The 23,671-nt window shown below is 65.2% G+C and carries 24 protein-coding genes; 18 read left to right on the forward strand and 6 right to left on the reverse strand.

The genetic code is table 11. The features are described 5' to 3' along the window. Positions 1 to 285: 285 nt before the first annotated feature. The 4 genes from dapA to JQ633_RS18315 are packed head-to-tail and all read left to right on the forward strand — an operon-like array spanning position 286 to position 2,706. Positions 286 to 1,176: a 4-hydroxy-tetrahydrodipicolinate synthase gene (gene dapA, locus JQ633_RS18300; RefSeq protein WP_211986462.1), complete on the forward strand. Its 891-nt coding sequence runs from the start codon at positions 286 to 288 to the stop codon at positions 1,174 to 1,176. A gap of 59 nt (positions 1,177 to 1,235) precedes the next feature. Next, positions 1,236 to 1,652, forward strand: coding sequence for a large conductance mechanosensitive channel protein MscL (mscL, locus tag JQ633_RS18305; RefSeq protein WP_211986859.1), 417 nt, complete (start codon positions 1,236 to 1,238; stop codon positions 1,650 to 1,652). Between the two features lies 1 nt (position 1,653). Next, complete coding sequence (gene smpB, locus JQ633_RS18310; RefSeq protein ID WP_076834415.1) at positions 1,654 to 2,127, forward strand: SsrA-binding protein SmpB; 474 nt, start codon at positions 1,654 to 1,656, stop codon at positions 2,125 to 2,127. A gap of 3 nt (positions 2,128 to 2,130) precedes the next feature. Continuing rightward, the gene (locus tag JQ633_RS18315; RefSeq protein WP_211986463.1) at positions 2,131 to 2,706 is read left to right on the forward strand and encodes a peroxiredoxin; all 576 of its coding nucleotides are present in this window, start codon (positions 2,131 to 2,133) and stop codon (positions 2,704 to 2,706) included. 70 nt (positions 2,707 to 2,776) lie between these two features. On the opposite strand, the gene JQ633_RS18320 is transcribed toward JQ633_RS18315, so the two are convergent. Together JQ633_RS18320 and JQ633_RS18325 are read right to left on the reverse strand one after the other, a co-directional pair. Next, positions 2,777 to 3,436, reverse strand: a complete 660-nt coding sequence (locus JQ633_RS18320) for a uracil-DNA glycosylase (protein WP_211986464.1) — start codon at positions 3,434 to 3,436, stop codon at positions 2,777 to 2,779. Further along, positions 3,417 to 4,049: an NYN domain-containing protein gene (locus JQ633_RS18325; protein WP_050400972.1), complete on the reverse strand. Its 633-nt coding sequence runs from the start codon at positions 4,047 to 4,049 to the stop codon at positions 3,417 to 3,419. The genes JQ633_RS18320 and JQ633_RS18325 overlap by 20 nt, the downstream gene beginning before the upstream one ends. Before the next feature lie 363 nt (positions 4,050 to 4,412). Between JQ633_RS18325 and rpoZ the strand changes: the two genes are divergently transcribed. From rpoZ to JQ633_RS18390, 13 genes are all read left to right on the forward strand, one after another. Continuing rightward, the gene (rpoZ, locus tag JQ633_RS18330) at positions 4,413 to 4,805 is read left to right on the forward strand and encodes a DNA-directed RNA polymerase subunit omega (protein ID WP_016844003.1); all 393 of its coding nucleotides are present in this window, start codon (positions 4,413 to 4,415) and stop codon (positions 4,803 to 4,805) included. A 212-nt stretch (positions 4,806 to 5,017) separates the two neighbouring features. Next, positions 5,018 to 7,309: a RelA/SpoT family protein gene (locus JQ633_RS18335; RefSeq protein WP_211986465.1), complete on the forward strand. Its 2,292-nt coding sequence runs from the start codon at positions 5,018 to 5,020 to the stop codon at positions 7,307 to 7,309. A gap of 109 nt (positions 7,310 to 7,418) precedes the next feature. Continuing rightward, positions 7,419 to 8,192 carry a pyridoxine 5'-phosphate synthase gene (locus tag JQ633_RS18340; RefSeq protein ID WP_211986466.1) on the forward strand — a complete coding sequence of 258 codons (774 nt, stop codon included), beginning with the start codon at positions 7,419 to 7,421 and terminating at the stop codon, positions 8,190 to 8,192. Further along, on the forward strand, positions 8,189 to 8,605 hold the full coding sequence (acpS, locus tag JQ633_RS18345) for a holo-ACP synthase (RefSeq protein WP_211986467.1): 417 nt from the start codon (positions 8,189 to 8,191) through the stop codon (positions 8,603 to 8,605). Before JQ633_RS18340 ends, acpS begins: the two co-directional genes overlap by 4 nt. Positions 8,606 to 8,894: 289 nt before the next feature. Then, complete coding sequence (gene lepB / locus JQ633_RS18350) at positions 8,895 to 9,653, forward strand: signal peptidase I (protein WP_211986468.1); 759 nt, start codon at positions 8,895 to 8,897, stop codon at positions 9,651 to 9,653. Then, positions 9,650 to 10,471 carry a ribonuclease III gene (rnc, locus tag JQ633_RS18355; RefSeq protein ID WP_211986469.1) on the forward strand — a complete coding sequence of 274 codons (822 nt, stop codon included), beginning with the start codon at positions 9,650 to 9,652 and terminating at the stop codon, positions 10,469 to 10,471. The genes lepB and rnc overlap by 4 nt, the downstream gene beginning before the upstream one ends. Beyond that, positions 10,464 to 11,384 carry a GTPase Era gene (gene era, locus JQ633_RS18360; RefSeq protein WP_211986470.1) on the forward strand — a complete coding sequence of 307 codons (921 nt, stop codon included), beginning with the start codon at positions 10,464 to 10,466 and terminating at the stop codon, positions 11,382 to 11,384. The genes rnc and era overlap by 8 nt, the downstream gene beginning before the upstream one ends. 14 nt (positions 11,385 to 11,398) lie before the next feature. Beyond that, positions 11,399 to 11,779, forward strand: coding sequence for a hypothetical protein (locus tag JQ633_RS18365; protein ID WP_211986471.1), 381 nt, complete (start codon positions 11,399 to 11,401; stop codon positions 11,777 to 11,779). 143 nt (positions 11,780 to 11,922) lie between these two features. After that, positions 11,923 to 12,672 carry a DNA repair protein RecO gene (recO, locus tag JQ633_RS18370; protein WP_211986472.1) on the forward strand — a complete coding sequence of 250 codons (750 nt, stop codon included), beginning with the start codon at positions 11,923 to 11,925 and terminating at the stop codon, positions 12,670 to 12,672. A 72-nt stretch (positions 12,673 to 12,744) separates the two neighbouring features. After that, on the forward strand, positions 12,745 to 15,000 hold the full coding sequence (gene parC, locus JQ633_RS18375; protein ID WP_211986473.1) for a DNA topoisomerase IV subunit A: 2,256 nt from the start codon (positions 12,745 to 12,747) through the stop codon (positions 14,998 to 15,000). Positions 15,001 to 15,230: 230 nt separating this feature from the next. Beyond that, complete coding sequence (locus JQ633_RS18380) at positions 15,231 to 16,184, forward strand: cation diffusion facilitator family transporter (RefSeq protein ID WP_211986474.1); 954 nt, start codon at positions 15,231 to 15,233, stop codon at positions 16,182 to 16,184. Positions 16,185 to 16,220: 36 nt separating this feature from the next. Beyond that, positions 16,221 to 17,192, forward strand: a complete 972-nt coding sequence (gene dmeF, locus JQ633_RS18385) for a CDF family Co(II)/Ni(II) efflux transporter DmeF (protein ID WP_211986475.1) — start codon at positions 16,221 to 16,223, stop codon at positions 17,190 to 17,192. 53 nt (positions 17,193 to 17,245) lie between these two features. Continuing rightward, complete coding sequence (locus tag JQ633_RS18390) at positions 17,246 to 18,049, forward strand: N-acyl homoserine lactonase family protein (protein ID WP_249159491.1); 804 nt, start codon at positions 17,246 to 17,248, stop codon at positions 18,047 to 18,049. A gap of 9 nt (positions 18,050 to 18,058) precedes the next feature. Here the strand turns inward: JQ633_RS18390 and JQ633_RS18395 are convergent, their stop codons facing one another. Further along, positions 18,059 to 18,256, reverse strand: a complete 198-nt coding sequence (locus JQ633_RS18395; RefSeq protein WP_211986477.1) for a hypothetical protein — start codon at positions 18,254 to 18,256, stop codon at positions 18,059 to 18,061. Positions 18,257 to 18,454: 198 nt separating this feature from the next. On the opposite strand from JQ633_RS18395, the gene JQ633_RS18400 reads away from it, so the two are divergent. Next, positions 18,455 to 19,711: an adenylate/guanylate cyclase domain-containing protein gene (locus JQ633_RS18400; RefSeq protein ID WP_211986478.1), complete on the forward strand. Its 1,257-nt coding sequence runs from the start codon at positions 18,455 to 18,457 to the stop codon at positions 19,709 to 19,711. 129 nt (positions 19,712 to 19,840) lie between these two features. Here JQ633_RS18400 and JQ633_RS18405 read toward each other — a convergent pair whose 3' ends face one another. From JQ633_RS18405 to JQ633_RS18415, 3 genes are all read right to left on the reverse strand, one after another. Continuing rightward, on the reverse strand, positions 19,841 to 21,082 hold the full coding sequence (locus JQ633_RS18405) for an MFS transporter (RefSeq protein ID WP_211986479.1): 1,242 nt from the start codon (positions 21,080 to 21,082) through the stop codon (positions 19,841 to 19,843). A gap of 134 nt (positions 21,083 to 21,216) precedes the next feature. Beyond that, a complete protein-coding gene (locus JQ633_RS18410) occupies positions 21,217 to 22,968 on the reverse strand; it encodes a flotillin family protein (RefSeq protein WP_211986480.1) in 1,752 nt (583 codons plus the stop codon). A 3-nt stretch (positions 22,969 to 22,971) separates the two neighbouring features. Beyond that, positions 22,972 to 23,634, reverse strand: a complete 663-nt coding sequence (locus JQ633_RS18415; protein ID WP_211986481.1) for an OB-fold-containig protein — start codon at positions 23,632 to 23,634, stop codon at positions 22,972 to 22,974. Positions 23,635 to 23,671: the final 37 nt, after the last annotated feature.

The following is a 23,671-nucleotide window of genomic DNA, read 5'->3' on the forward strand; positions in this document are numbered from 1 at the left end:
CGTTGCCGGGCCGGAGCACCGGAAGAAAGCGCGCCAAAACAAGACCCTAGAGGCTCGATCTCGGAGGCCGCCAGAGACGCTGCTCGAGGCCGGACCAGCGGGAAAACCTCGAGAACAGCCCCTGGGCATAGGTACGGTGCGGCCCTTTCGCCTGTCCGCCAGACCCGGTATGAATTGCGTTTCACGGCGCTTTTCACATGCGCCGGCGCCCGGTCGCGGACGACAACACGCTGAAACGACGCTTCGCCGACCTAGCCTCAAGCCTGAAGCAATTGGAGGAACTCCATGGCAGCCAAGACAAAATTCCGGGGATCATTCACTGCCTTGGTGACGCCCTTCAAAAACGGCGCGGTGGACGAGGCCGCGTTCCGCAGCCTCGTGAACTGGCAGATTGACGAAGGCACGCACGGCCTGGTGCCGGTCGGCACCACCGGCGAGAGCCCGACGCTGAGCCATGACGAGCACAAGCGGGTGGTCGAATGGTGCATCGAGGAGGCAAGGGGCCGGGTGCCGGTGATCGCCGGGGCCGGCTCGAACTCGACCAAGGAAGCCATCGAGCTCGCCGAGCATGCCGAGAAGGCGGGCGCGACCGCGGTGCTGGTGGTGACGCCCTATTACAACAAGCCGACCCAGGAAGGCCTGTACCAGCACTTCAAGGCGATCAACGACGCGATCGGGATTCCGATCATCATCTACAACATCCCGCCGCGCTCGGTGATCGACATGTCGGTTGCCACGATGAAGCGGCTGTTCGAGCTGAAGAACATCGCCGGCGTCAAGGACGCCACCGCGAGCATGGTGCGGGTCTCGCAGCAGCGCGCGGAGCTCGGCGAGGACTTCAACCAGCTGTCGGGCGAGGACGCGACCATCATCGGCTACATGGCGCATGGCGGCCATGGCTGCATCTCGGTGACCTCGAACGTTGCGCCGCGGCTGTGCTCGGAATTCCAGACCGCCTGGCAGAAGGGCGACGTGAAGACCGCGCTCGCGATCCACGACAAGCTGATGCCGCTGCACACCAACCTGTTCATCGAGAGCAATCCGGCGCCGATCAAGTACGCGATGTCGCTGCTCGGCAAGCTGGACGAGAAGCTGCGCCTGCCGATGGTGCCGGTCACCGAAGCGACCCGCGCCGCGGTCCGCAGCGCCATGGTGCATGCCGGCCTGATCAACTGAAGCCGCCGTGGAATGCCGTGAGCGAGACAGTACGTAACGCCGAGCAGAAGGGGATGGGCATGCTGAAGGAATTCCGCGAGTTCGCCATGAAGGGCAATGTCGTCGACCTCGCCGTCGCCGTCATCATCGGCGCAGCCTTCGGCGCGATCGTCACTTCGCTGGTCGGCGACGTCATCATGCCGATCATCGGCGCGATCACCGGCGGCCTCGACTTCTCCAACTACTACATTCCACTCTCCGCGAAGGTGACGGCCGGCAACCTCGCAGACGCCAAGAAGCAGGGCGCGGTGCTCGCCTACGGCAACTTCCTCACGCTGACCATCAACTTCCTGATCATTGCCTTCGTGCTGTTCATCGTGATCCGCCTGATGAACCAGTTCAAGCGCAAGGAAGAGGTCAAGCCCGCCGAGCCGCCGAAGCCGACCGCCGAAGTCGTGCTGCTGACGGAAATCCGCGACCTCCTCAAGAAGAGCTAAAGTGGCCGAAAAGAACGAACGCCCGATCAAGGTTGTCGCCGAGAACCGAAAGGCCCGCTTCAACTACGCAATCGAAGACACGATCGAGGCCGGCATCTCGCTGACCGGCACCGAGGTGAAGTCGATCCGCAACGGCAAGAGCACGATCGCGGAGTCCTATGCGGACTCCAAGAACGGCGAGATTTGGCTGATCAACGCCAATATCCCGGAATATCTGCAGGCCAATCGCTTCAACCATGAGCCGAAGCGGCCGCGGAAGCTGCTGCTGCACCGCAAGCAGATCAACAAGCTGCTCGGTGCGGTCGACCGCGAGGGCATGACGCTCATTCCGCTCAAACTCTATTTCAACGAACGCGGCCGTGCCAAGCTGCTGCTCGCGGTCGCCAAGGGCAAGAAGCTGCACGACAAGCGCGAGACCGAGAAGAAGCGCGACTGGAGTCGCGAGAAGGGCCGCCTGATGCGGGCGCGGGGATAGGACATGACTCAACCCAGCCTCACCGAAGTCGACTGGAGCAAGATCCCGGCGCCGACGGACGACGGTGGAGCCGCGCATCTCACCGGCATGGCCGTCCCGCCGGTGACCCTGCGCGCCACCAACGATACGTCGGTGACGTTGTCGGCGCTCGACGGCCGCACCGTGGTGTTCGCCTATCCGCGCACTGGTGAGCCCGGCAAGATCGGCCTGGTCGATGACTGGGACATGATCCCCGGCGCGCGCGGCTGCACGCCGCAGACCTGCGCGTTCCGCGACCTGTTCGCCGAGTTGAAGGCGGCCGGCGCCGCGCAGGTGTTCGGCCTGTCGACGCAGAGCAATGCCTACCAGACCGAGATGGCCGCGCGGCTGCATCTGCCGTTCCCGGTGCTGTCGGACGAGGCGCTGGAGATGACCCGCGCGTTGCGGCTGCCGACGATGTCGGTCGCCGGGCTGACGCTGATCAAGCGGCTCGCGCTGGTGATCGACGACGCGCGCATCACCCGCGTGTTCTACCCGGTGTTCCCGCCGGACCGGAACGCCGGCGATGTGCTGGAATGGCTGAAGGACAACCCTCGGTAGAGTTGGCGTAGGTGCGTAGGGTGAGCAAAGCGCAGCGTGCCCACCATTGCCCACCCTACGCTCTACGGCCTCAGCCCAGTTCCTTCCGCACGCTTGCGAACACCTTGCGGAACATGTCCGTCGTCAGCACGCCGGTGTTCGTGTTGTAGCGCGAGCAATGATAGCTGTCGTAGAGCTTAAACTGCCCGGCTATATGCACGTCACCGTGCTTAAAGGGCGTTGCCGCCAGGCGAAGCCCCAACGCTTTCACCGTTGATTCGTGGGCGATGCGCCCGAGCAGCACGATCGCGCGCAGCTTCGGCATCGTGGCGATGGTCGCGCTGAGGAACTGGCGGCAGGTGTTGATCTCTGCCGGCAGCGGCTTGTTCTGCGGCGGCACGCAGCGCACCGCATTGCTGATCCGGCAGTCGACCAGCTTCATGCCATCGTCCGGTCGCGCCTGATAGACGCCACTGGCAAAGCCGTATTCGAGCAAGGTCGCGTAGAGCAGGTCGCCGGCATAGTCGCCGGTGAACGGGCGGCCGGTGCGGTTGGCGCCCTGCATCCCCGGCGCCAGCCCGACGATCAGCAGCCGGGCGTTGGGATCGCCGAACGAGTCGACCGGCGAGTTGAACCAGCCCGGCTGGCGCGCCCGCGCCTCGGCGCGGAAGTCGGCGAGCCGGGGGCAAAGCTGACAGTTGCTGTCGGGTCGGGTGGCGGGGTTGACGAGATTACTCGTCGAAATCGTCATCGGCTCCCCGTGGGGCCATGGTGGTCGCGCGCTGCAGGAATTGCGGGGAGTGGTGGCGCGGCTCGCGCGGAGCCGGACGTTCGGACGGATCGCGGCCAAGCTTGGATTGCAGCTCGACGAGGTCGGTGAAGACGTCGGCCTGGCGGCGCAGTTCGTCGGCGATCATCGGCGGCTGGCTGGCGATGGTGGAGATCACGGTGACGCGGACGCCGCGGCGCTGCACGGCTTCAACCAGGGAGCGGAAATCGCCGTCACCGGAGAACAGGATCATCTGGTCGATGTGCTCGGCCAGTTCCATGGCATCGACGGCAAGCTCGATGTCCATGTTGCCCTTCACCTTGCGGCGGCCGCTGGCGTCGATGAATTCCTTGGTCGCCTTGGTGACGACGGTGTAGCCGTTGTAGTCGAGCCAATCGATCAACGGACGGATCGACGAGTACTCCTGATCCTCGATGATAGCGGTGTAGTAGAATGCGCGGAGCAGTGTGCCGCGGCCCTGGAATTCCTTCAGCAGGCGCTTGTAGTCGATGTCGAATCCCAGCGTCTTTGCGGTTGCGTAAAGATTCGCGCCATCGATGAAGAGCGCGATCTTGTTGGAAACAGGTGACGACATCAAAGTGTTCTCGCGTGGTTGTTAGTGTTCTTAGCGCAGCGGCAACCGACCGCGCGCAATTTCCTTAGTTGCTGCCTAAAGTTCGGTGAATCTTTCCCCACGACAGTCACCACCGGAATTATGGTGAGGCGAGGGCAAAAAGCCCAGACTTTTGACACCGCAATGAGAGATTTACTTCTCTGGCCTGGCAACCTCGCCATGTAGCAAGCTTGCTGCCTCGACCGTCCCGCCCCCAATATACCCGGTTATCAGAGCCTGTTCGGAAGGCAAATCACAAATTTTACCTTGCGAAACCCCATCCCGCCCTATAACTAACCCTCATAACCAACATGTTCGGTCCCTTTTACCACGGAGCGCCTCGCAATGGCTCGCGTCACCGTCGAAGATTGCATTGATAAGGTCGACAATCGGTTCGACCTGGTTCTGCTGGCGGCACATCGCGCCCGTATGATCTCGTCGGGTTCACAACTGACGGTTGATCGGGACAACGACAAGAATCCGGTCGTCTCGCTGCGCGAGATTGCCGACTCCACGATCTCGCCGGAAGACCTCAAAGAGGAACTCGTGCACTCCCTGCAGAAGTTCGTCGAGGTGGATGAGCCCGAGCCCGACACCGTGCCGCTGATTGGTTCCGCCGGCGCCAGCGTCGATGCCGACGACACCGAGGTCGCGGTCGAGCGGATGACCGAGGAGGAGCTGCTGAAGGGTCTCGAGGGCCTGGCGCCCCCGGAGGAGCAGCCCGAGGAAGACGAATAGGCTTCCAGCAAAGTTTCGCAATCAATGTGGCAAGGCCCGGACATCGCTCCGGGCCTTTGCTTTTGTTGACAATTTTGCAGTTAAGATGCGTCCTATGCAGGCGCGGGAAATTGAACGGTTCTGCTCTCGCGCGGGGTGCTGCTTCTTTCGAAGACGCACTAGATTGAGCAAGGCGGGGTCAGGGTGGCCCCGCGCGGGAGGCATCACAGTCCATGGCGTATCGACGCCGCAGTTCCAGCCAGATGCAGGCTGCGACCGAGACGGTCGCGGTGGCACCGGCTTCGCCTACGACCGAAAAGCCGGCCCGGCCGCGGGCCCGGATGATGCGGCAATATGACCTCGTCGAGCGCGTCCGCTCCTACAACCCCGACACCAACGAGGACCTGCTCAACCGCGCCTACGTCTATGCCATGAAGGCGCATGGCACCCAGACCCGCGCCTCCGGCGATCCCTTCTTCTCGCATCCGCTCGAGGTCGCGGCGATCCTCACCAACCTCAAGCTCGACGACGCCACCATCGTCGCGGCGCTGCTGCACGACACGATCGAGGACACCGAGGCGACGCGGGCCGAGATCGACCATGTGTTCGGCCATGAGATCGGCGCGCTGGTCGAGGGCCTGACCAAGCTGAAGCGGCTCGAACTGGTCTCGCGCGAGGCCAAGCAGGCCGAGAACCTGCGCAAGCTGCTGCTCGCGATCGCCGACGACGTCCGTGTGCTGCTGATCAAGCTCGCCGACCGCCTGCACAACATGCGCACGCTGGAGTTCGTGCCGCCGGCATCGCGCCGCCGCATCGCCGACGAGACGCTCGACATCTATGCGCCGCTCGCCGGCCGCATGGGTATGCAGGAAATGCGCGAGGAGCTCGAGGACCTGTCGTTCTTCGTGCTCGATCCGGAAGCCTATGCGGTGGTCAAGCAGCGCCTCGACGCGCTGGCCGACCGCAACCGCAATTTGATCGGCGAGATCGAAACCCAGCTCTCGAAGAACCTGCAGAAGAACGGCATCACCGCGCGCGTGGTCGGCCGCCGCAAGCAGCCGTTTTCGATCTGGACCAAGATGGAGCGCAAGTCGGTCGGCTTCGAACAGCTGTCCGACATCTACGGCTTCCGCATCATCCTCGACGACATCGGCGCCTGCTACCGCGCGCTCGGCATCGTCCACACCACCTGGCCGGTGGTGCCGGGCCGCTTCAAGGATTACATCTCGACGCCGAAGCAGAACGACTACCGCTCGATCCACACCACGGTGATCGGGCCGGGCAAGCAGCGCGTCGAGCTGCAGATCCGCACTGAGGAGATGAACCAGATCGCCGAGTTCGGCATCGCGGCCCACGCCTTCTACAAGGAAGGCATGGGCTCGCCGAACGAGCGGCTGAAGCACGAATCCAACGCGTTCGCCTGGCTGCGCCACACCATCGGCATCCTCTCCGAAAGCGCCAACCCGGAGGAATTCCTCGAGCACACCAAGCTCGAGTTGTTCCACGACCAGGTGTTCTGCTTCACGCCGAAGGGCAAGCTGATCGCGCTGCCGCGCCAGGCCACGGTGATCGACTTTGCCTATGCCGTTCACACCGACGTCGGCACCAGCGCGGTCGGCTGCAAGATCAACGGCAAGTTCGCGCCGCTGTCCTCCGAGCTGCAGAACGGCGACGAGGTCGAGGTCCTGACCTCGAAGGCGCAGTCGGCGCCGCCGTCGGCCTGGGAGGCGCTCGCCGTCACCGGCAAGGCGCGCGCCGCGATCCGCCGCGCCACCCGCAACGCGGTGCGCGACCAGTATGCCGGCCTCGGCCGCCGCATCGTCGATCGCCTGTTTCACCGCGCCAAGATCGAATATGCCGACGACAAGCTGAAGGGCGCGCTGCCGCGGCTGGCGCGCACCTCGATCGAGGACGTGATGGCCTCGGTCGGGCGCGGCGAGATCAAGGCCTCCGACGTCGCGCGGGCGATGTACCCCGACTACAAGGAAGAGCGGCTGGTGCGCTACGGCGCCAAGAAGGGCGTCGCCGCCAAGCTGAAGCCGGATGCCGCGCCGCATCCGACTCGTGTCGCGACGGTCATCCCGGTGCGCGGCATCAATTCCGACCTGCCGGTGAAGTTCGCGCCGAACGGCGGTGCGGTGCCGGGCGACCGCATCGTCGGCATCGTCACGCCGGGCGAGGGGATCACGATCTATCCGATCCAGTCGCCGGCGCTGAAGGATTTCGAGGAGGAGCCGGAGCGCTGGCTCGACGTGCGCTGGGACATCGACGAGACCATGCCGCAGCGCTTCCCGGCGCGGATCCTGGTGCACAATGTCAACGAGCCCGGCAGTCTCGCCCAGATCGCCACCGTGATCGCCGAGCATGACGGCAATATCGACAACATCCACATGTCGCGCCGCTCGCCCGACTTCACCGAGCTGACCATCGATCTTGAGGTCTATGACCTCAAGCATCTCAGCGCTATCATCGCGCAGCTGCGCGCCAAGGCCGTCGTCGCACGCGTCGAACGCGTCAATGGATGATGTCCCTGGGGTGATTTCTCGTCGTTGCCGGGCTTGACCCGGCAACCCATCTTTTCGAGAAGATGGATGCGCGGGTCGAGCCCGCGCATGACACGTTAGGGGTCAGAGAATGTCCAAAACTCCTCCGCTGCGCCTCGGCGTCAATGTCGATCACGTCGCGACCCTGCGCAACGCGCGGGGCGGGGCACGGCCCGATCCGGTGCGGCTGGCGCTGGCCGCGATCGCGGCGGGCGCCGACGGCATCACCGCGCATCTGCGTGAGGATCGCCGCCATATCCGCGACGAGGACATGGCGCGCCTCAAGGCCGAGATCTCCAAGCCGCTGAATTTCGAGATGGCGGCGACCGACGACATGCTGCGGATTTCGCTGGCGACCAAGCCGCACGCGGTATGCCTGGTGCCGGAGCGGCGCCAGGAGCTCACCACCGAGGGCGGCCTCGACGTCGTCGGCCAGCACAATGCGCTGGCGCCGTTCATCGCCCGCCTCAGCGACGCCGGCATCCGAGTTTCGCTGTTCATCGCCGCCGATCCCAGGCAGATCGAGATGGCCGCCAAATTGAAGGCGCCGGTGATCGAGATCCATACCGGCGGCTGGTGCGATGCGGTGGTCGACGGCCACAAGGACAAGGCCGATGCCGAATGGAAGCGCATCGTCGACGGCACGAGGCTGGCGCATGCGGCCGGGCTCGAGGTCCATGCCGGCCACGGCCTCGACTATGAGACATCAGAGACGATTTCGGCGCTGCCGGAGATTCGCGAGCTCAACATCGGCTACTTCATGATGGGCGAGGCGCTGTTCGTCGGCATAGCCGAGACCGTGCGCGGCATGCGGGCAGCGATGGATCGCGGCCGCGCCAAGTTGCAAGGTACCTCCGTCGCATGATCATCGGCATCGGCTCCGACCTGATCGACATCACCCGCGTCGCCAAGGTGATCGACCGCCATGGCGAGCGCTTCCTGGATCGCATCTTCACCGAGGCCGAGCGCGCCAAGGCGATGCGCCGCGCCAACAACGAGAAGATGGTGGTCGCCACCTACGCCAAGCGCTTCGCGGCCAAGGAGGCCTGTTCCAAGGCGCTCGGCACCGGTATCCGGCGCGGGGTGTGGTGGAAGGACATGGGCGTCGTCAACCTGCCGGGCGGACGGCCGACCATGCGGCTGACCGGTGGAGCCCTCGCACGGCTGCAGGAACTCACCCCCGCGGGGATGGAGGCCCGGATCGACCTCTCGATCACGGATGACTGGCCGCTGGCGCAGGCCTTCGTCATCATTTCGGCCGTCACCCCTGCTAAATGAGTCGGGTCGTCCCGCGGTCTCGCCTGAAAACTTTAGAAAACTAAAAAATCCTTGTTACTTCAATGGATTGCGAAGTTTTGAGGCGGCGATTGATTGCACCCTCGCGAACAACCGTCTAAAACGCCGCAGGGATAGACATCGAGCGAGACGCGAATTCCGGGTTTTGGCCGGAATTTGCCCTCAAGATCAGAATTCAAGGCCATTTTCCTCACGCGAAGGCCGAACGCTTCGCGTGGTGAGAACGTTCTGCCACCGCGCGGGCTCGGGGCCTGCGGGAATTGGGATAGCAATGAGCGCGACCACCGGGACCAAATCTGAAAGCGGCTTGGGCGAAACCATCCGCGTCGTCATCCATGCCCTTTTGATCGCGTTGGTGATCCGGACCTTCCTGTTTCAGCCGTTCAACATCCCCTCGGGATCGATGAAGGCGACACTGCTGGTCGGCGACTATCTCTTTGTTTCGAAATACTCCTACGGCTACAGCCACTATTCGATCCCGCTGTCGCCGCCGCTGTTTTCGGGGCGCATTTTCGGCTCCAACCCGAACCGCGGCGATATCGTCGTGTTCCGCCTGCCGAAGGACGACACCACCGACTACATCAAGCGCGTGATCGGCCTGCCGGGCGACCGCATCCAGATGAAGGAGGGGCTGCTCTACATCAACGACATCCCGGTCAAGCGCGAGCGCGTCAGCGACTTCGTCGGCGAGGATCCCTGCGGCTCGGACGCCGTCGCCAAGGTCAAGCGCTGGAAGGAGACGCTGCCGAACGGCGTCAGCTATGAGACGCTCGATTGCGTCGACAACGGCTTCTACGACAACACCAACGTTTATACCGTGCCCGAAGGCCATTTCTTCATGATGGGCGACAACCGCGACAATTCGACCGACAGCCGGGTGCTGTCGGCGGTCGGCTACGTGCCGCTCGAGAACGTCATCGGCCGGGCCCAGATGATCTTCTTCTCGATTGCCGAGGGCGAGCAGGCCTGGATGTTCTGGCGCTGGCCCACCGCGGTGCGGTGGAATCGCCTATTCTCCATCGTGCGATGATCGACGAGACGACCGCCATCGAGAACCAACCGCCGCCCGGCGAGCCGAGCCAGACCTCTGACGCCGGTGGCATGCCTGCGCCCAAAAAGCGGCGCAGCAAGGCCGCCAAGGTCGCGGAGGAGAAGGCCGCGATCGCCGGGACCGAGGCGCGCCTGGGCTACAGCTTTTCCGATCCGGCGCTGCTGACCACCGCGTTCACCCACGTCTCCGCGCTCAAGCCGGCCAGCCGCAACCGCGCCGACAGCTACCAGCGGCTGGAATTCCTCGGCGACCACGTGCTCGGCCTGATCGTCTCGGACATGCTGTTCCGGGCGTTTCCGAAGGCCGACGAGGGCGAATTGTCGAAGCGGCTCGCCGACCTCGTGCGCAAGGAAAGCTGCGCCGACGTCGCCAAGTCGCTCGGGCTGCTCGACGACATCAAGCTCGGCATGGTCAAGGCGGTGGAGGGCGCGCGCCTGCGCAAATCCGTGCTCGGCGACATCTGCGAGGCGGTGATCGGGGCGATCTATCTGGACGGCGGCGTCGAGGCCGCGCGCCAGTTCGTCGAGCGCAACTGGACCGAGCGGATGAACAAGCCGCGCCGGCCGCTGCGCGATCCCAAGACCGTGTTGCAGGAATGGGCGCAGGGCAAGGGACTGCCGACGCCGGTCTATCGCGAGGTCGAGCGCACAGGGCCGCACCATGATCCGCAATTCCGCGTCGCCGTCGACCTGCCGGGCCTCGAGTCCGCCGAGGGTCTCGGCGGCAACAAGCGCGCGGCCGAAAAGGCAGCGGCATCCGTGATGATCGAGCGTGAAGGCGTCGGCACCCATGACTGACGTGAAAGGGCAGCCGGACGCGACGCGCTGCGGCTTCGTCGCGCTGATCGGGGCGCCCAATGTCGGCAAATCGACGCTGGTCAACGCGCTGGTCGGCTCCAAGGTCACGATCGTCTCGCGCAAGGTGCAGACCACGCGCGCGCTGATCCGCGGCATCGTCATCGAAGGCAGCGCGCAGATCATCCTTGTCGACACGCCCGGCATCTTCGCGCCGCGGCGCAGGCTCGACCGCGCCATGGTGTCGACCGCCTGGAGCGGCGCCCATGACGCCGATCTCGTCTGCGTGCTGATCGATGCAAAAGCCGGACTCGACGAGGAGGCGCAGGCGATTCTCGCCAAGCTCGAATCCGTCGCGCATCCGAAGATCCTGGTGCTGAACAAGGTCGACCTCGTGCAGCGCGAGAAACTGCTGGCGCTGGCGCAGGCCGCCAATGAGCGGATGCGCTTCGAGCACACCTTCATGATCTCGGCGCTGTCGGGTGACGGCGTCGACGATCTCAGGCGGACGCTGGCGCAGATGGTGCCGGAGGGGCCGTTCCACTATCCCGAGGACCAGATGTCGGACGCGCCGATGCGGCATCTGGCGGCCGAGATCACCCGCGAGAAGATCTACGGCCATCTGCATCAGGAGCTGCCGTACCAGTCGACGGTCGAGACCGACAGCTGGACCGACCGCAAGGACAAGTCGATCCGCATCGAGCAGACGATCTATGTCGAGCGCGAGAGCCAGCGCAAGATCGTGCTCGGCAAGGGCGGCGCCACCATCAAGTCGATCGGCGCGCAGGCCCGTGCCGAGCTCGCGGAGATCATGGGCGTGCCGGTGCATCTGTTCCTGTTCGTCAAGGTGCGTGAGAACTGGGGCGATGACCCGGACCGCTATCGCGAGATGGGACTGGAATTCCCCAAGGAATAGAGTCGGCGTTTGCGATGAACGTGCCCAGAAACGTGCTGTGGTTTGAAATCCTGCTCTATCTCTCGCTGACGCTGGATGCGCTCTCGGTGGCGTTCCAGGATCGCACGCCGCAAGGCGAGATGAGCGAGCAGATGGTCATGGTGGCGACGCTGATGGCCGGCGGGATGATCCTGCTGCTGATGTACTTCGTCTTTCTGGCCGCGCAGCACCGCAAGAACTGGCCGCGCTGGGCGCTGGCGGCGGCTTTGGTGCTGTCGGTGATCTCGCTGATCCAGGTGATCGGCGACCGCGGGCTGGAGCTCGACAGCGGCATCGAGGTGGTGTCCTGCATCCTGACCACGGCCGGGCTGTATTTCTCCTTCACCGGCGATGCGCACGGCTGGTTCGACGCCTAGATTCGTAGGGTGGCAAAGGCGCGTTGGCGCCGTGTCCACCACCACGAGCAGCGCAGGAAGTGGTGGGCACGCGGAGCCTGTCATCGGGCGAGCGTTCGCGCGACCCGGTGGCTTTGCCCACCCACCATGATACGATCTCAATCATGGAATGGACCGACGAAGGCATCGTGCTGGGCGTGCGGCGGCATGGCGAATCTTCCGCCATCGTCGAACTGCTGACGCGCGAGCATGGCCGCCATCTCGGCCTCGTGCGCGGCGGCGCCAGCTCGCGAATGCGGCCGCTGCTGCAGCCGGGCAACAGCGTCACCGCGGTGTGGCGGGCGCGGCTCGACGAGCATCTCGGCATGTACACGCTGGAGGGGACGCGGCTGCGCGCGGCGTCGCTGCTCGCCGCCTCGCACGCGGTGTACGGCGTGACGCATCTCGCGGCGCTGGCGCGGCTGCTGCCGGAGCGCGATCCGCATGAGGACATCTACGAGATGCTGCAATGGACGCTCGACGATTTCGAGGATGCCGGCGTCGCCGCCGTGCATCTGATCCGCTTCGAGCTGGCGATGCTGACCGAGCTCGGTTTCGGGCTCGATCTCGAAAACTGCGCCGCAACCGGCGCGACCAGCGACCTGATCTACGTCTCGCCGAAATCCGGCGGTGCGGTGTCGCGCGCCGCCGGCGCGCCCTGGGCCGACCGGCTGCTGCCACTGCCGGCGTTCCTGCGCGACGGCGAGGTGGTCGCCAACAGCCTGTCGGAGCAGGATTTGCGCGACGGCTTCCAGATCACCGGCCTGTTTTTGCTCCGCCACGTGCTGGAGCCGCGCGGCCAGGGCCACTCCGACGCGCGTGACGGATTTATCAACGCCGTGACCAGGCGGCGGAGCCGCACGGCGGTTCCGTAGGCCCGATTCGGGGCCTAAATTGCCGGTGATTCGCGTCTTGCCCGATTCACCGTCTCGGTTTAACGCCTGCCCATGGGAAAACGACAGAAACCACCGGACGAGCCGGCCGAAATCCACGAGGTGCCGCTGCGTGATGCGCTCGAGGAGCGCTATCTCGCCTATGCGCTCTCGACCATCATGCATCGCGCGCTGCCGGACGCCCGCGACGGGCTGAAGCCGGTGCACCGGCGCATCCTGTACGGCATGCGGCTGCTGCGGCTCGATCCGGGCTCGGGGTTCAAGAAGTCGGCCAAGATCGTCGGCGACGTGATGGGCTCGTTCCATCCGCACGGCGACCAGGCGATCTACGACGCGATGGTCCGACTCGCGCAGGATTTCTCCTCGCGCTACCCGCTGGTCGACGGCCAGGGCAATTTCGGCAACATCGACGGCGATAATCCGGCCGCCTACCGCTACACCGAAGCCCGCATGACCGACGTCGCGCGGCTGCTGCTCGACGGTATCGACGAGGACGGTGTCGAGTTTCGGCTGAACTATGACGGCCAGTCGAAAGAGCCCGTCGTGTTGCCGGGCGGCTTCCCGAACCTGCTTGCCAACGGCTCCCAGGGCATCGCGGTCGGCATGGCGACCTCGATCCCGCCGCACAATGCTGCCGAGCTCTGCGACGCCGCACTGCACCTGATCGAAAAGCCGGACGCCAAGTCGAAGGCGCTGCTGCGCTGGGTCAAGGGGCCGGACTTCCCGACCGGCGGCATCATCGTCGATTCCAAGGAAGCGATCATCGAGGCCTACACCACCGGCCGCGGTTCGTTCCGTACCCGCGCGCGCTGGACCCAGGAAGAGGGCGCTCGCGGCACCTGGGTGATCGTCGTTACCGAGATCCCGTACCTCGTGCAGAAGTCGCGGCTGGTCGAGAAGATCGCCGAGCTGCTCGACCAGAAGAAGCTGCCGCTGGTTGGTGACGTCAGGGACGAATCCGCCGAGGACATCCGCCTCGTCATCGAGCCGAAGTCGCGCACCGTCGATCCGGCGCTGATGATGGAATCGCTGTTCCGGCTGACCGAGCTGGAAAGCAAGATCTCGCTGAATCTCAACGTGCTGATCAAGGGCCGCATCCCGAAGGTGGTCGGCCTTGCCGAGTGCCTGCGCGAATGGCTCGACCATCTGCGCGACGTGCTGATCCGCCGCTCCAACTACCGCAAGGGTGAGATCGAGCACCGGCTGGAAGTGCTCGGCGGCCAGCTGATCGCCTACCTGAACCTCGACAAGGTGATCAAGATCATCCGTACCGAGGACGAGCCGAAGCCGGTCCTGATCAGGACCTTCAAGCTCACGGAGGTCCAGGCCGAGGCCATCCTGAACATGCGGCTGCGCAATCTGCGCCGGCTGGACGAGATGGAGATCAACCGCGAGGACAAGGAGCTGCGCAAGGAGCTGAAGGGCATCGAGGGCCTGCTCGGCTCGGAGGCGCAGCAATGGGCCAAGGTCGGCGAGCAGGTCACCAAGGTCCGCGACATGTTCGGGCCGAAGACCCCGCTCGGTAAGCGCCGCACCACCTTCGCCGATGCGCCCGAGCACGATCTCGCCGCAATGGAGGAGGCCTTCGTCGAGCGCGAGCCGTGCACCGTCGTGATCTCCGAGAAGGGCTGGGTGCGTACGCTGAAGGGCCATGTCGAGGATCTCTCGGGGCTCGCCTTCAAGACCGACGACAAGCTCGAACATTCGTTCTATGCCGAGACCACGTCGAAGCTGCTGCTGTTCGCCACCAACGGCAAGTTCTACTCGCTCGACGTCGCCAAGCTGCCGGGCGGCCGCGGCCATGGCGAGCCGATCCGCATGTTCATCGATCTCGAGCAGGACGCCGCAATCATCGCGCTGTTCGTCAACAAGGGCGAGCGCAAGTTCTTGATCGCGAGCAGCGAGGGGCAGGGCTTCATCGTCAAGGAAGAGGACTGCGTCAGCAACACCCGCAAGGGCAAGCAGGTGCTCAATGTCGAGATGCCCAATGAAGCCCGCGCGATCACGACCGTGGCCGGCGACACCGTCGCCGTGATCGGCAGCAATCACAAGATGGTGCTGTTCGGTCTCGACCAGGTGCCGGAAATGGCCCGTGGCCGCGGCGTGCGCTTGCAGAAATACACCAGCGCGACGCTGTCCGACGTCGCCGTGTTCGACTCCAAGACCGGCCTGACCTGGAAGGATTCCGCGGGTCGCGAGCGCAGCATGACCATGAAGGAACTGGCCGACTGGCGCGGCAACCGCGCCGACGCCGGCCGGCTCGCCCACGGCCTGCCGACCTCGAACAAGTTCAACCGCGGCGTGGAGTAGGCGCTTCGTAGCCCGGATGCAGCGAAGCGAAATCCGGGGCCGCTCTCGCGTCTGGCGACGGCCCCGGATTGCGCTGCGCTCCATCCGGGCTACGGGGGCGGCTACTGTGCATGGGGTTGATTTTCGATATTTTGGTAGCGCCTACTCCCGTACTCCCCAATGCGCGGTGTGATAGTATCCACATTTCACCGGGCTATAACCGTCGCCAGCGATAGCGGGCGACGGTTGCCATGGCGCACGATCACGACCACGACCATGACCACAGCGGTCATTCTCATTCCCACGGCCATTCCCACGCCGGGCACAGCCATGCGCCAGCCAGTTTCGGCACCGCGTTCGCGGTTGGCGCCTCGCTCAACACGGCGTTCGTCGTCGCGGAACTGATCTTCGGCTACGCCGCCAACTCGCTGGCGCTGGTCTCCGACGCGGTCCACAACCTCTCCGACGTGATCGCGCTGCTGCTGGCCTGGTGCGGGGTGTGGCTGGCGGGCCGGCGCCCGACCGATACCCATACGTATGGCTATCGCCGCGCCTCGATCCTCGCCGCATTGTTCAATGCCGGGCTCTTGCTGATCGCGGTCGGCGGCATCGCGGTCGAAGCGATCAACCGGTTTCGCGAGCCTGCCGAGGTCGCGAGCTGGACCGTGGTCTGGGTTGCCGCGCTCGGCATCCTGGTCAACGGCGGCACGGCGCTGCTGTTCATGCGCGGCCGCGACAGCGACCTCAACGTCCGCGGCGCCTATCTGCACATGGCCGCGGATGCCGGCGTCTCCTTCGGCGTCGTCGTCGCCGCGCTCTTGATCATGGCGACCGGCTGGCAATGGCTCGATCCGGCGATCAGCCTCGCGATCGCCGTCGTCGTGCTGCTGAGCGGCTGGGAGCTGGCGCGCGACAGTGTCAATCTCGCGCTCGACGCGGTGCCGAAGGGGATCGATCTCAAGAAGGTGAGGGATTATCTGATGACGCTCGAGGGCGTCACCGAGGTGCACGACCTGCACATCTGGGCGATGAGCACCAGCGAGACCGCGCTGACCGCGCATCTGGTCCGCCCCGGCGGCCATGACGATGCCTTCCTGCATCTGGTCTGCGCGGAACTCTCGCACCGCTTCAGCATCCACCATGCGACGCTGCAGGTCGAGATCAGCAGCGAGACCTGCCGGCTGGCGCCGGCCGAAATGGTGTAGCAAAACAACTGGCGAAGGACTTTTCGGAGAATTGCCATGCACTCGCATTCGATCGACCAATGGACCCACGACCACGTCTTCCTCGGCGATGCGCACACGCGCAACGAACGCCGCACCTGGATCGTGGTCGGCCTGACGGCGGTCATGATGGTCGGCGAGATCATCGCCGGATGGCTGTCCGGATCGATGGCGCTGTTGGCCGACGGCTGGCACATGGCGACCCATGCGGCCGCGCTCGGCATCGCCGGGCTGGCCTACCTGCTGGCGCGGCGGCAGGCGCGCAATGCGCGGTTCTCGTTCGGCACCGGCAAGTTCGGCGATCTGGCCGCGTTCTCCAGCGCGATCATCCTCGCCATGGTCGCAATCCAGGTCGCCTGGGAAAGCATCGACCGGCTGCTGCACCCGGTGCCGATCGCCTATAGCGAGGCGATCGCGATCGCCGCGCTCGGCCTCGTCGTCAATCTCACCAGCGCCTGGCTGCTGCGCGACGATCATGACCACCATCATCACGGGCACGCGCATGGCCACGATCACGATCACCACGACCATGATCATCACCACCACCATCACCACGACAACAATTTGCGCGCCGCCTACGTCCACGTGCTGGCCGACGCCGCGACCTCGATCCTTGCGATCGGCGCGCTGCTGGTTGCCATGTATGCCAACTGGGTCTGGGCCGACCCGCTGGTCGGCATCATCGGCAGTCTCGTGATCGCGAGCTGGGCCTACGGCCTGATCCGCGCGGCCGGCGCTGTGCTGCTCGACGTCAGCGCCGACGAGCATCTGGAAACCACCATCCGCGAGCGGATCGAGTCCGAGGGCGACCGCGTCACCGATCTGCATCTATGGCAGGTCGGCCCCGGCCATCGCGCCGCCGTGATTTCGCTGGTGTCGGACCAGCCGTTGCCGCCGGCGGCCTACAAGCACCGGCTCGCCGGGCTGCGTGGCCTCAGCCACATCACCGTCGAGGTCCAGCTCTGCCCCGATCACGCTCACGCACATTGAAGCGTCCCGCTCGACAACGGAGGAACGATATGAAGAAGGTCATCGGTCTTGCGATGTTGCTGTGGGTTGCGGGCGTGTCGCCGCGAGCGGAGGCGCAGCCGGCCGGCTCCGGTGTCGAGCGGCTCTATATCCTCAACTGCGGAGAGGGAGTTGCCGGCGACATCTCGCGCTGGTCGCCCGGCGTGAACGAAGGCAAGGCGATGGACTTCGTCGACAACTGCTACCTGATAAAGCACGCGCAGGGCTGGTTCCTGTGGGACACCGGCATTCCCGATGGGGTGGCGGCGATGCCGAACGGCCTTGCGCCTGCCGATCCGAAGGCGGTTACCTGGCGGCGGCCGAGGACGCTCGTCGCGCAGCTCGACCAGCTTGGCGTGAAGCCGTCGGATATCAAGGCGATCGCCGTCTCGCATACCCATCCCGACCACACCGGCAACGTCGAGATGTTCCCGGCCGCGATGCTGTACGTGCAGAAGGCGGAATATGAGTGGCCGGGTGCCAACAACGCGCCGCGCTTCAAGCCCGACCATCCCGTCACCAAGCTGGAGGGTGACCGCGACGTTTTCGGCGACGGCAGCGTGACCATCCTGTCGACCCCCGGCCATACGCCTGGCCACCAATCGCTGCTGGTGAAGCTGCCGAAAACCGGCGCGATCGTGCTGACCGGCGACGCCGTCCACTTCAAGGACAATTGGGACAACCGGCGGGTGCCGAGCATGAATGCCAACAAGGATCAGTCGCTGGCATCGATGGAGAAGATCGCCGACACGCTGACGAAAGAGAAAGCGCAGCTCTGGATCAACCACGACAAAGCCCAGCGCGATAGCCTGAAACTGTCGCCCGCCTATTACGAATAGGCCGGCGCTTCAGCTCCGTGGGGTGGACGGGGTTGCGGCCGGCGCCGGGGCGGGCGTGTGCTTGGGCTTCAGCGTGCCGGCGTAGAACGAGAAGGTGAACACCACGATCAGGGCGACGAGGTAGACGCCATAGGATTGCGGCGGGGTGATCGCCCATTGCACGAGGCGCCGGATCGGGTTGTTGGCTGAGCCGGGATCGCTGTCCATGCCGCTTTGTGCGCGAAGGCCGCCGCAAAGGAAAGCGGAATCGCCGCTATCGTCCGGGGCGTGGTCCGCGCGACATGATGACGCCGAACGTCTTGCAATGCTGTCGTCGCGTCCGCATCTGTTATCGACCGTCCCCGGCATCACCCGGCAGACGGGCCAGCCCTTCCTCCCGCAGCAATTGCCCGGCATAATCAGCCCATGGAACTGACACCCCGACTGCGCCTCTCGAACTGGCTGGTCCGCCAGGGTCTCACGGGCCTGCCCGAGAACGACCTGTTGCGCGGCTTCTGCGAGCGCTGCCGGGCCGCCGGCATGCCGCTGTCGCGCGCCATCGTCTTCATCGACACCCTGCATCCGATCTTCGAGGGACGCGGCTTCCGCTGGAACGACGGCGAGAGCAACGAAGCCGACATGTTCGAATACGGCTCGACCAGCACCGGCGACGCCAACCAGACCTGGCGGCGGTCGGCGTTCTATCACATGCTCGAAAACGGGCATGAGGAGATGGTGATCGATCTCGCCGACGCCTCGCATGACTTCTCGATGATCGGCGAACTCGCCGAGAAGGGTCACAAGCATTTCGCCGCCTTCGTGCATCGCTTCGGCGAGGCCGGCACGATCGGCGAGATGGACTGCTTCTACTCCTACTACACCACCCGGCATTCCGACGGCTTCGACGAGAAGCACATGGCGGCGCTGCGCGATCTGGTTCCGGTGCTGGGGCTTGCCATCAAGTCGGCGGCGCAGGTCGAGATCGCCCGCACGCTCGGGCGGGTCTATCTCGGCCGCGACACCGCGGAGCAGGTGCTGCGCGGGCGCATGCAGCGCGGCATCACCGAGAAGATCAAGGCCGTGCTGTGGTACTCCGACGTCCGTGGCTCGACCGCGATCAGCGAACGCATTGGCCCGGACGAGATCATCCCGTTCCTCAACGACTATGCGCAGGCCTCGATCGACGCGATCCACGACGCCGGCGGCGAGGTGTTGAAGCTGATCGGTGACGGCGTGCTGGCGATGTTCACGAGCGAGAACATGGGTGGCGCCAAGCGCGCGGCGCTGCGCGCCGAGCACAGATTTCGTCACAACATGCGGGTGCTGAACGATCGCCGCGAGAACGAGGGGCGGCCGACCACCACGGCCTATGTCGGCCTGCATGTCGGCGAGGTTTTCTACGGCAATATCGGCAGCGAGGACCGGCTCGATTTCACGGTGGTCGGACCCGCCGTCAACGAGGTCAGCCGGATCGCCTCGATGTGCGCGTCGGTCGACCGGGAATTTTTGGCGTCGACCGCGTTCCGCACCGGGCTCGACGCAACGGGGCGCAACTATCTGGTCTCCACCGGCCGCTTCGTGCTGCGCGGCATCAGCCACGCGCAGGACCTCTACACGCTCGATCCGGCGGTCGCCGCCGACGAGGTCGTCGGCGGCAAATACGAGCGGTATCTGGCGAGCTAGGCTTTCTCGCCGTCATTGCGAGGAGCTCGCGACAAAATTGCAAAAGCAATTTTGCTCTGAAGCGACGAAGCGATCCATCTCCGCCTGTGGAGGAATGGATTGCTTCGCATCGCTCGCAATGACGGAGACTCAGCACCGCGCCGGTTCACCCACCATGTCCGGCTGTCGTGTCAACGACACTGCGGGTGACATCAGGATCACCAGCGCCTGGGCGGCGAAGATCGCGGCGGCGAGGTAGAGGCAGGCTTCGGCGCCGTAAAGGCCGCCGACGATGGCGCCGAGCGCAGAGCCGAGCGGGCGGGCGCCGTAGCTCATGATGTTGATCGCCGAGACGCGCCCGAGCAGCGAGGGCGGCGTCACAGATTGCCGCAGCGTGGTGGTCGAGATCACCCACAGGATCGGGCCGACGCCGAGCAGGAAGAAGCTGAGGCCGGCAAGCAGCGGCGTCGCGATCCAGGTGGTGAGCGCCATCACGGTTGCAGCGACGAAACCGGTGACGGGGCCGAGCCCGATCACGGTGCCGAATGCCAACCGCTTCATGACGCGGGTCGCAAGCAGCGCGCCGACCACCATGCCAACGCCGTACATCGCAAGCACCGTGCCGACGCCGGTTGCGCTGAGGCCGAGATGGCGGACCGCATAGGGTACGAACACGGCGAGCAGCAGGAACGAGGCGGTATTGAAGATGAACTGGGTGACGAACACCGGCCTCAGCAGCGCGTGATGCAGCACGAAGGCGGCGCCTTCCTTGATGTCCTGCAGCGGATGGCGCTGCGGAGCGGGCGGGCGCGCCGGCTCGTAGATGCCGGAGAGCAGCACGACTGCGATCGCCGACAAGGCCGCGGCGAAACCGAAGGCCGGCGCGGCGCCGACCCAGCCGACCAGCACGCCGCCGAGCGCCGGTCCGCTGGCGAACGCGACGGTGCGCGCAAGCTCGATCCGAGCATTCGCTGCGGGCAGTTGCTGGGCAGTCACCAGCGAGGGGACCAATGCGGGCGCTGCGACGCTATACGCAACCGTGCCGCAGACTGCGACGAAGCCGAGTAGGGCGAGCAGCGGCAATGTCATCAGGCCGAGCCAGAGCAGCAGCAATATCGCCGCCAGCGCGGCCGCGCGCAGCGCTTCGGAGCCCGCCATCACCCAGCGCCGCGACACGCGGTCGGCGAGCAACCCCGCGGGAATCGCGAACAGGATGAAGGGCAGCGTCAGCGCGGTCTGCAGCAGGCCGGTCTGGCCTTCGCCGACCCCGAGCAGCAGCACCGCGACGATCGGCGCCGCCGCGAGCGCGATCTGCTCGGCCGACTGTGCGGCGAGGTTGGACCAGGCCAGGCGGTTGAAGGTTGCGGGCAGGCGAGGCGTATCGGCGGACATGGCAGATTCCCGAAAGTATTTCGATCTGGCCATAGTGTGTGGTTGGACAACCTCCGATCCCACCCGTTTCCCGACAACCCAATGCGAAAGGCCCGCCGATGGGGCGGGCCTTGCCGTTGCGTCCGATCAAGCCACTATTTTGTTTTGGCAGGCGCGGCAAGCTGGCCGGTGATCGTGCCGACCAGTGCGGCAAGGCCGGTATCAGCGCCGTTGGCGGTGGCCTCAGTCGCGATCTCCGCCTTCTGCTGCGCCAGCGCGCTGGTCAGGCTGGTGAGCGCGTCGGGGCCGGTGGGGAAGCCGGCCTCGGCGAGGATCTTGTCGATCATCGGCTTGAATGCCGAGACCGACAAGAGCTGCGCGGCGAGGCCGTCACCGAGCCCGAGGCCGCCATTGCCATGGCCGTTGGCGCCGCTGCGGCCGAGCATGCTGCCGGTGTCGAAGATCCGGATGTCGGAGATCTTCTCGATCGGCTTGACCGCTTCGGCGAGCGCGTTCGGGATCACGTTGATGCGCGCGAGGTTGAGATCGTATTCGATCATCTCGGCGCTCAGCTTGTTGCGGGCTTCCGCCTTCATGGTCGCCACCTCGGCCTCGGCCTGACCCAGCGCCTTGACGCCGGCGGCGCGGGTGGTGGCGGCGGCCGCGTCGGCCTTGGCGAGCACGTTGGTGGCCTCCGCCTTGTTGGCGGCGGCCTGGCGCTCGGCCTCGGCCATCACGGTGATCGGCATTGCATTTGTTTCTGCGACCTTGCGCGCGGCGATCACGTTGATGATCTTGTCGCGCTCGGCGACCTCGGTGGCGCGGGCGGTGGTGACCTTTTCCTCGGCCGCGATCGCGAGCGCACGCGCGGTTTCCGCGATGGTCTGTGCCTCGGACTGCTCCTTGCTCTTGGTCGAGACCGCGATGGCGGCCTCCTGCGCCACGATCTGCAGCTCGCGCTCCATCTCGGTGGTACGGCGTTTCACAGCGAGATCGGCCTCGATCTTGCGGCTGTCGCGGGCCTGGTTGGCCTCGGTCTGCTTGTTGGCGACCGCGAGCTCCTGCTGGATGCGATACTCGGCCTCGTTCTGCAGCGCAGTCTGCTCGACCTGCGCGGTCTGTGCGCGCATCGCCGCGGTCTTGTTGGCGATATCGCGCTGCTGCGCCAGCTCGGCCTCGCGCTTGGTGCTTTCGATCGTCAGCGTGGTCTGTCGCGCCACCAGGTCCTGCTGGGCGATGTTGACCTCGGTGGTGCGAACGATCTGGTTGCGCTCCTGCTCGCGCTGCTTGGTGATTTGCGTCAGCGTGGTCAGGCCGTGGGCGTCGAAGAAGTTGGTCGGGTTGAAGTGCTTGATGTCGCTCTGGTCGAGCCGGGTCAGCGACACCGATTCAAGCTCGAGGCCGTTGTTCTGGATGTCGGCGCCGACGGCATCCTGCACCGCCTTGACGAAGGTCGCGCGCTGCTCCTGCAATTCCTCGAGGTTCATGGTGGCGGCGACCGAGCGCAGGCCGTCGACGAATTTGGCTTCGACCAGTTCGCGCAGCTCGGCGGCATCGTTGGTGCGGTTGCCGAGCGTCTGCGCGGCGAGCGCGATCGACGATGAATCCGGTTTGACGCGGAGATAGAACTCGGCGCCGATGTCGACGCGCATGCGGTCCTTGGTGATCAGCGAGTCCGGGCCGCCGCGCGCGACCTCGAGCCGCAGCGTCTTCAGGTTCACCGCGGCGGTGGAATGGAAGATCGGCAGCACGACCGAGCCGCCGTCCAGCACCACCTTCTGGCCACCGAGGCCGGTGCGGACATAGGCTTCATCACGCGTCGACCGCTTGTACAGTCTTGCGAACAAGATGCCGATCACGAGGATGGCGATGACGGCAATGAGGACGGGTATAGCAAGTTCCCACATGTGTTATGCCCTGTTGGAAGATTGTCGTTGTTCGATGACGGCGCCGCGAGCGGCAACCGCGATGAAGCTCTTGGCGTCGCGATCGACCAGCAGCACATCGGCGCCGACCGGGAGCGCGTCGGACTCAGGGCCGGCACGCGCCGGCACCGTGTGCCAATTGCCGAACACGTCCTTGACGCGGACGCGGCCGGGCAGCCCGTGATCGAGCGGGCCGACCGAGACCTCGCCGACATGGCCGACGAAATCGGCTTCATCCACCGCATAGCTCTCGTCGCGCGGGATGATGCGCGCAATGCGGCGGCTGGTGACGCGCGTCATCGGCAGGCTCCAGACGCCGGCGACCAGTCCGGCGACCCAGGCCGGCACGGGGAGGCCGATGGCGTGCGCGAGACCCTGGGTGAAGAAGCCGATGATCGAGAAGTAGCCGAGCACCAGGATGAGCAGGATCAGCAGAGGCAGGTGCCCGGCATTGACCCAGAGGAACAGCCCTTCGAGGGTTCCGTGGTTGTCGCCTTCGACGGCGACTTCCTTGCCGAATAGTTCACTGATCGAGAAACCGATCAGCATTGAAATCAGCTCGATACCGCCGAGCGTTACCATGATCGCAGCTGCGACCGCGAAGGGCCGTACGTCGGGGGCGAGCAGAAGATCGCCAATTGCACTCATTGTTGTGACTTGATCCTTTCAAGCCAAACGTCTTGCC

The sequence above is a fragment of the Bradyrhizobium tropiciagri genome (genome assembly GCF_018130505.1).
Lineage (GTDB): Bacteria > Pseudomonadota > Alphaproteobacteria > Rhizobiales > Xanthobacteraceae > Bradyrhizobium > Bradyrhizobium tropiciagri_B.

Coding starts and splice junctions, on each gene's coding strand:
- parC (WP_211986473.1), top strand. CDS start 12,745: ATGGGAAAACGACAGAAACCACCGGACGAGCCGGCCGAAATCCACGAG.
- lepB (WP_211986468.1), top strand. CDS start 8,895: ATGAGCGCGACCACCGGGACCAAATCTGAAAGCGGCTTGGGCGAAACC.
- rpoZ (WP_016844003.1), top strand. CDS start 4,413: ATGGCTCGCGTCACCGTCGAAGATTGCATTGATAAGGTCGACAATCGG.
- JQ633_RS18335 (WP_211986465.1), top strand. CDS start 5,018: ATGGCGTATCGACGCCGCAGTTCCAGCCAGATGCAGGCTGCGACCGAG.
- JQ633_RS18400 (WP_211986478.1), top strand. CDS start 18,455: ATGGAACTGACACCCCGACTGCGCCTCTCGAACTGGCTGGTCCGCCAG.
- era (WP_211986470.1), top strand. CDS start 10,464: ATGACTGACGTGAAAGGGCAGCCGGACGCGACGCGCTGCGGCTTCGTC.
- dmeF (WP_211986475.1), top strand. CDS start 16,221: ATGCACTCGCATTCGATCGACCAATGGACCCACGACCACGTCTTCCTC.
- JQ633_RS18415 (WP_211986481.1), bottom strand. CDS start 23,634: ATGAGTGCAATTGGCGATCTTCTGCTCGCCCCCGACGTACGGCCCTTC.
- JQ633_RS18405 (WP_211986479.1), bottom strand. CDS start 21,082: ATGTCCGCCGATACGCCTCGCCTGCCCGCAACCTTCAACCGCCTGGCC.
- JQ633_RS18365 (WP_211986471.1), top strand. CDS start 11,399: ATGAACGTGCCCAGAAACGTGCTGTGGTTTGAAATCCTGCTCTATCTC.
- mscL (WP_211986859.1), top strand. CDS start 1,236: ATGCTGAAGGAATTCCGCGAGTTCGCCATGAAGGGCAATGTCGTCGAC.
- JQ633_RS18380 (WP_211986474.1), top strand. CDS start 15,231: ATGGCGCACGATCACGACCACGACCATGACCACAGCGGTCATTCTCAT.
- acpS (WP_211986467.1), top strand. CDS start 8,189: ATGATCATCGGCATCGGCTCCGACCTGATCGACATCACCCGCGTCGCC.
- JQ633_RS18315 (WP_211986463.1), top strand. CDS start 2,131: ATGACTCAACCCAGCCTCACCGAAGTCGACTGGAGCAAGATCCCGGCG.
- JQ633_RS18395 (WP_211986477.1), bottom strand. CDS start 18,256: ATGGACAGCGATCCCGGCTCAGCCAACAACCCGATCCGGCGCCTCGTG.
- recO (WP_211986472.1), top strand. CDS start 11,923: ATGGAATGGACCGACGAAGGCATCGTGCTGGGCGTGCGGCGGCATGGC.
- JQ633_RS18410 (WP_211986480.1), bottom strand. CDS start 22,968: ATGTGGGAACTTGCTATACCCGTCCTCATTGCCGTCATCGCCATCCTC.
- dapA (WP_211986462.1), top strand. CDS start 286: ATGGCAGCCAAGACAAAATTCCGGGGATCATTCACTGCCTTGGTGACG.
- JQ633_RS18390 (WP_249159491.1), top strand. CDS start 17,246: ATGTTGCTGTGGGTTGCGGGCGTGTCGCCGCGAGCGGAGGCGCAGCCG.
- JQ633_RS18320 (WP_211986464.1), bottom strand. CDS start 3,436: ATGACGATTTCGACGAGTAATCTCGTCAACCCCGCCACCCGACCCGAC.
- JQ633_RS18325 (WP_050400972.1), bottom strand. CDS start 4,049: ATGTCGTCACCTGTTTCCAACAAGATCGCGCTCTTCATCGATGGCGCG.
- rnc (WP_211986469.1), top strand. CDS start 9,650: ATGATCGACGAGACGACCGCCATCGAGAACCAACCGCCGCCCGGCGAG.
- JQ633_RS18340 (WP_211986466.1), top strand. CDS start 7,419: ATGTCCAAAACTCCTCCGCTGCGCCTCGGCGTCAATGTCGATCACGTC.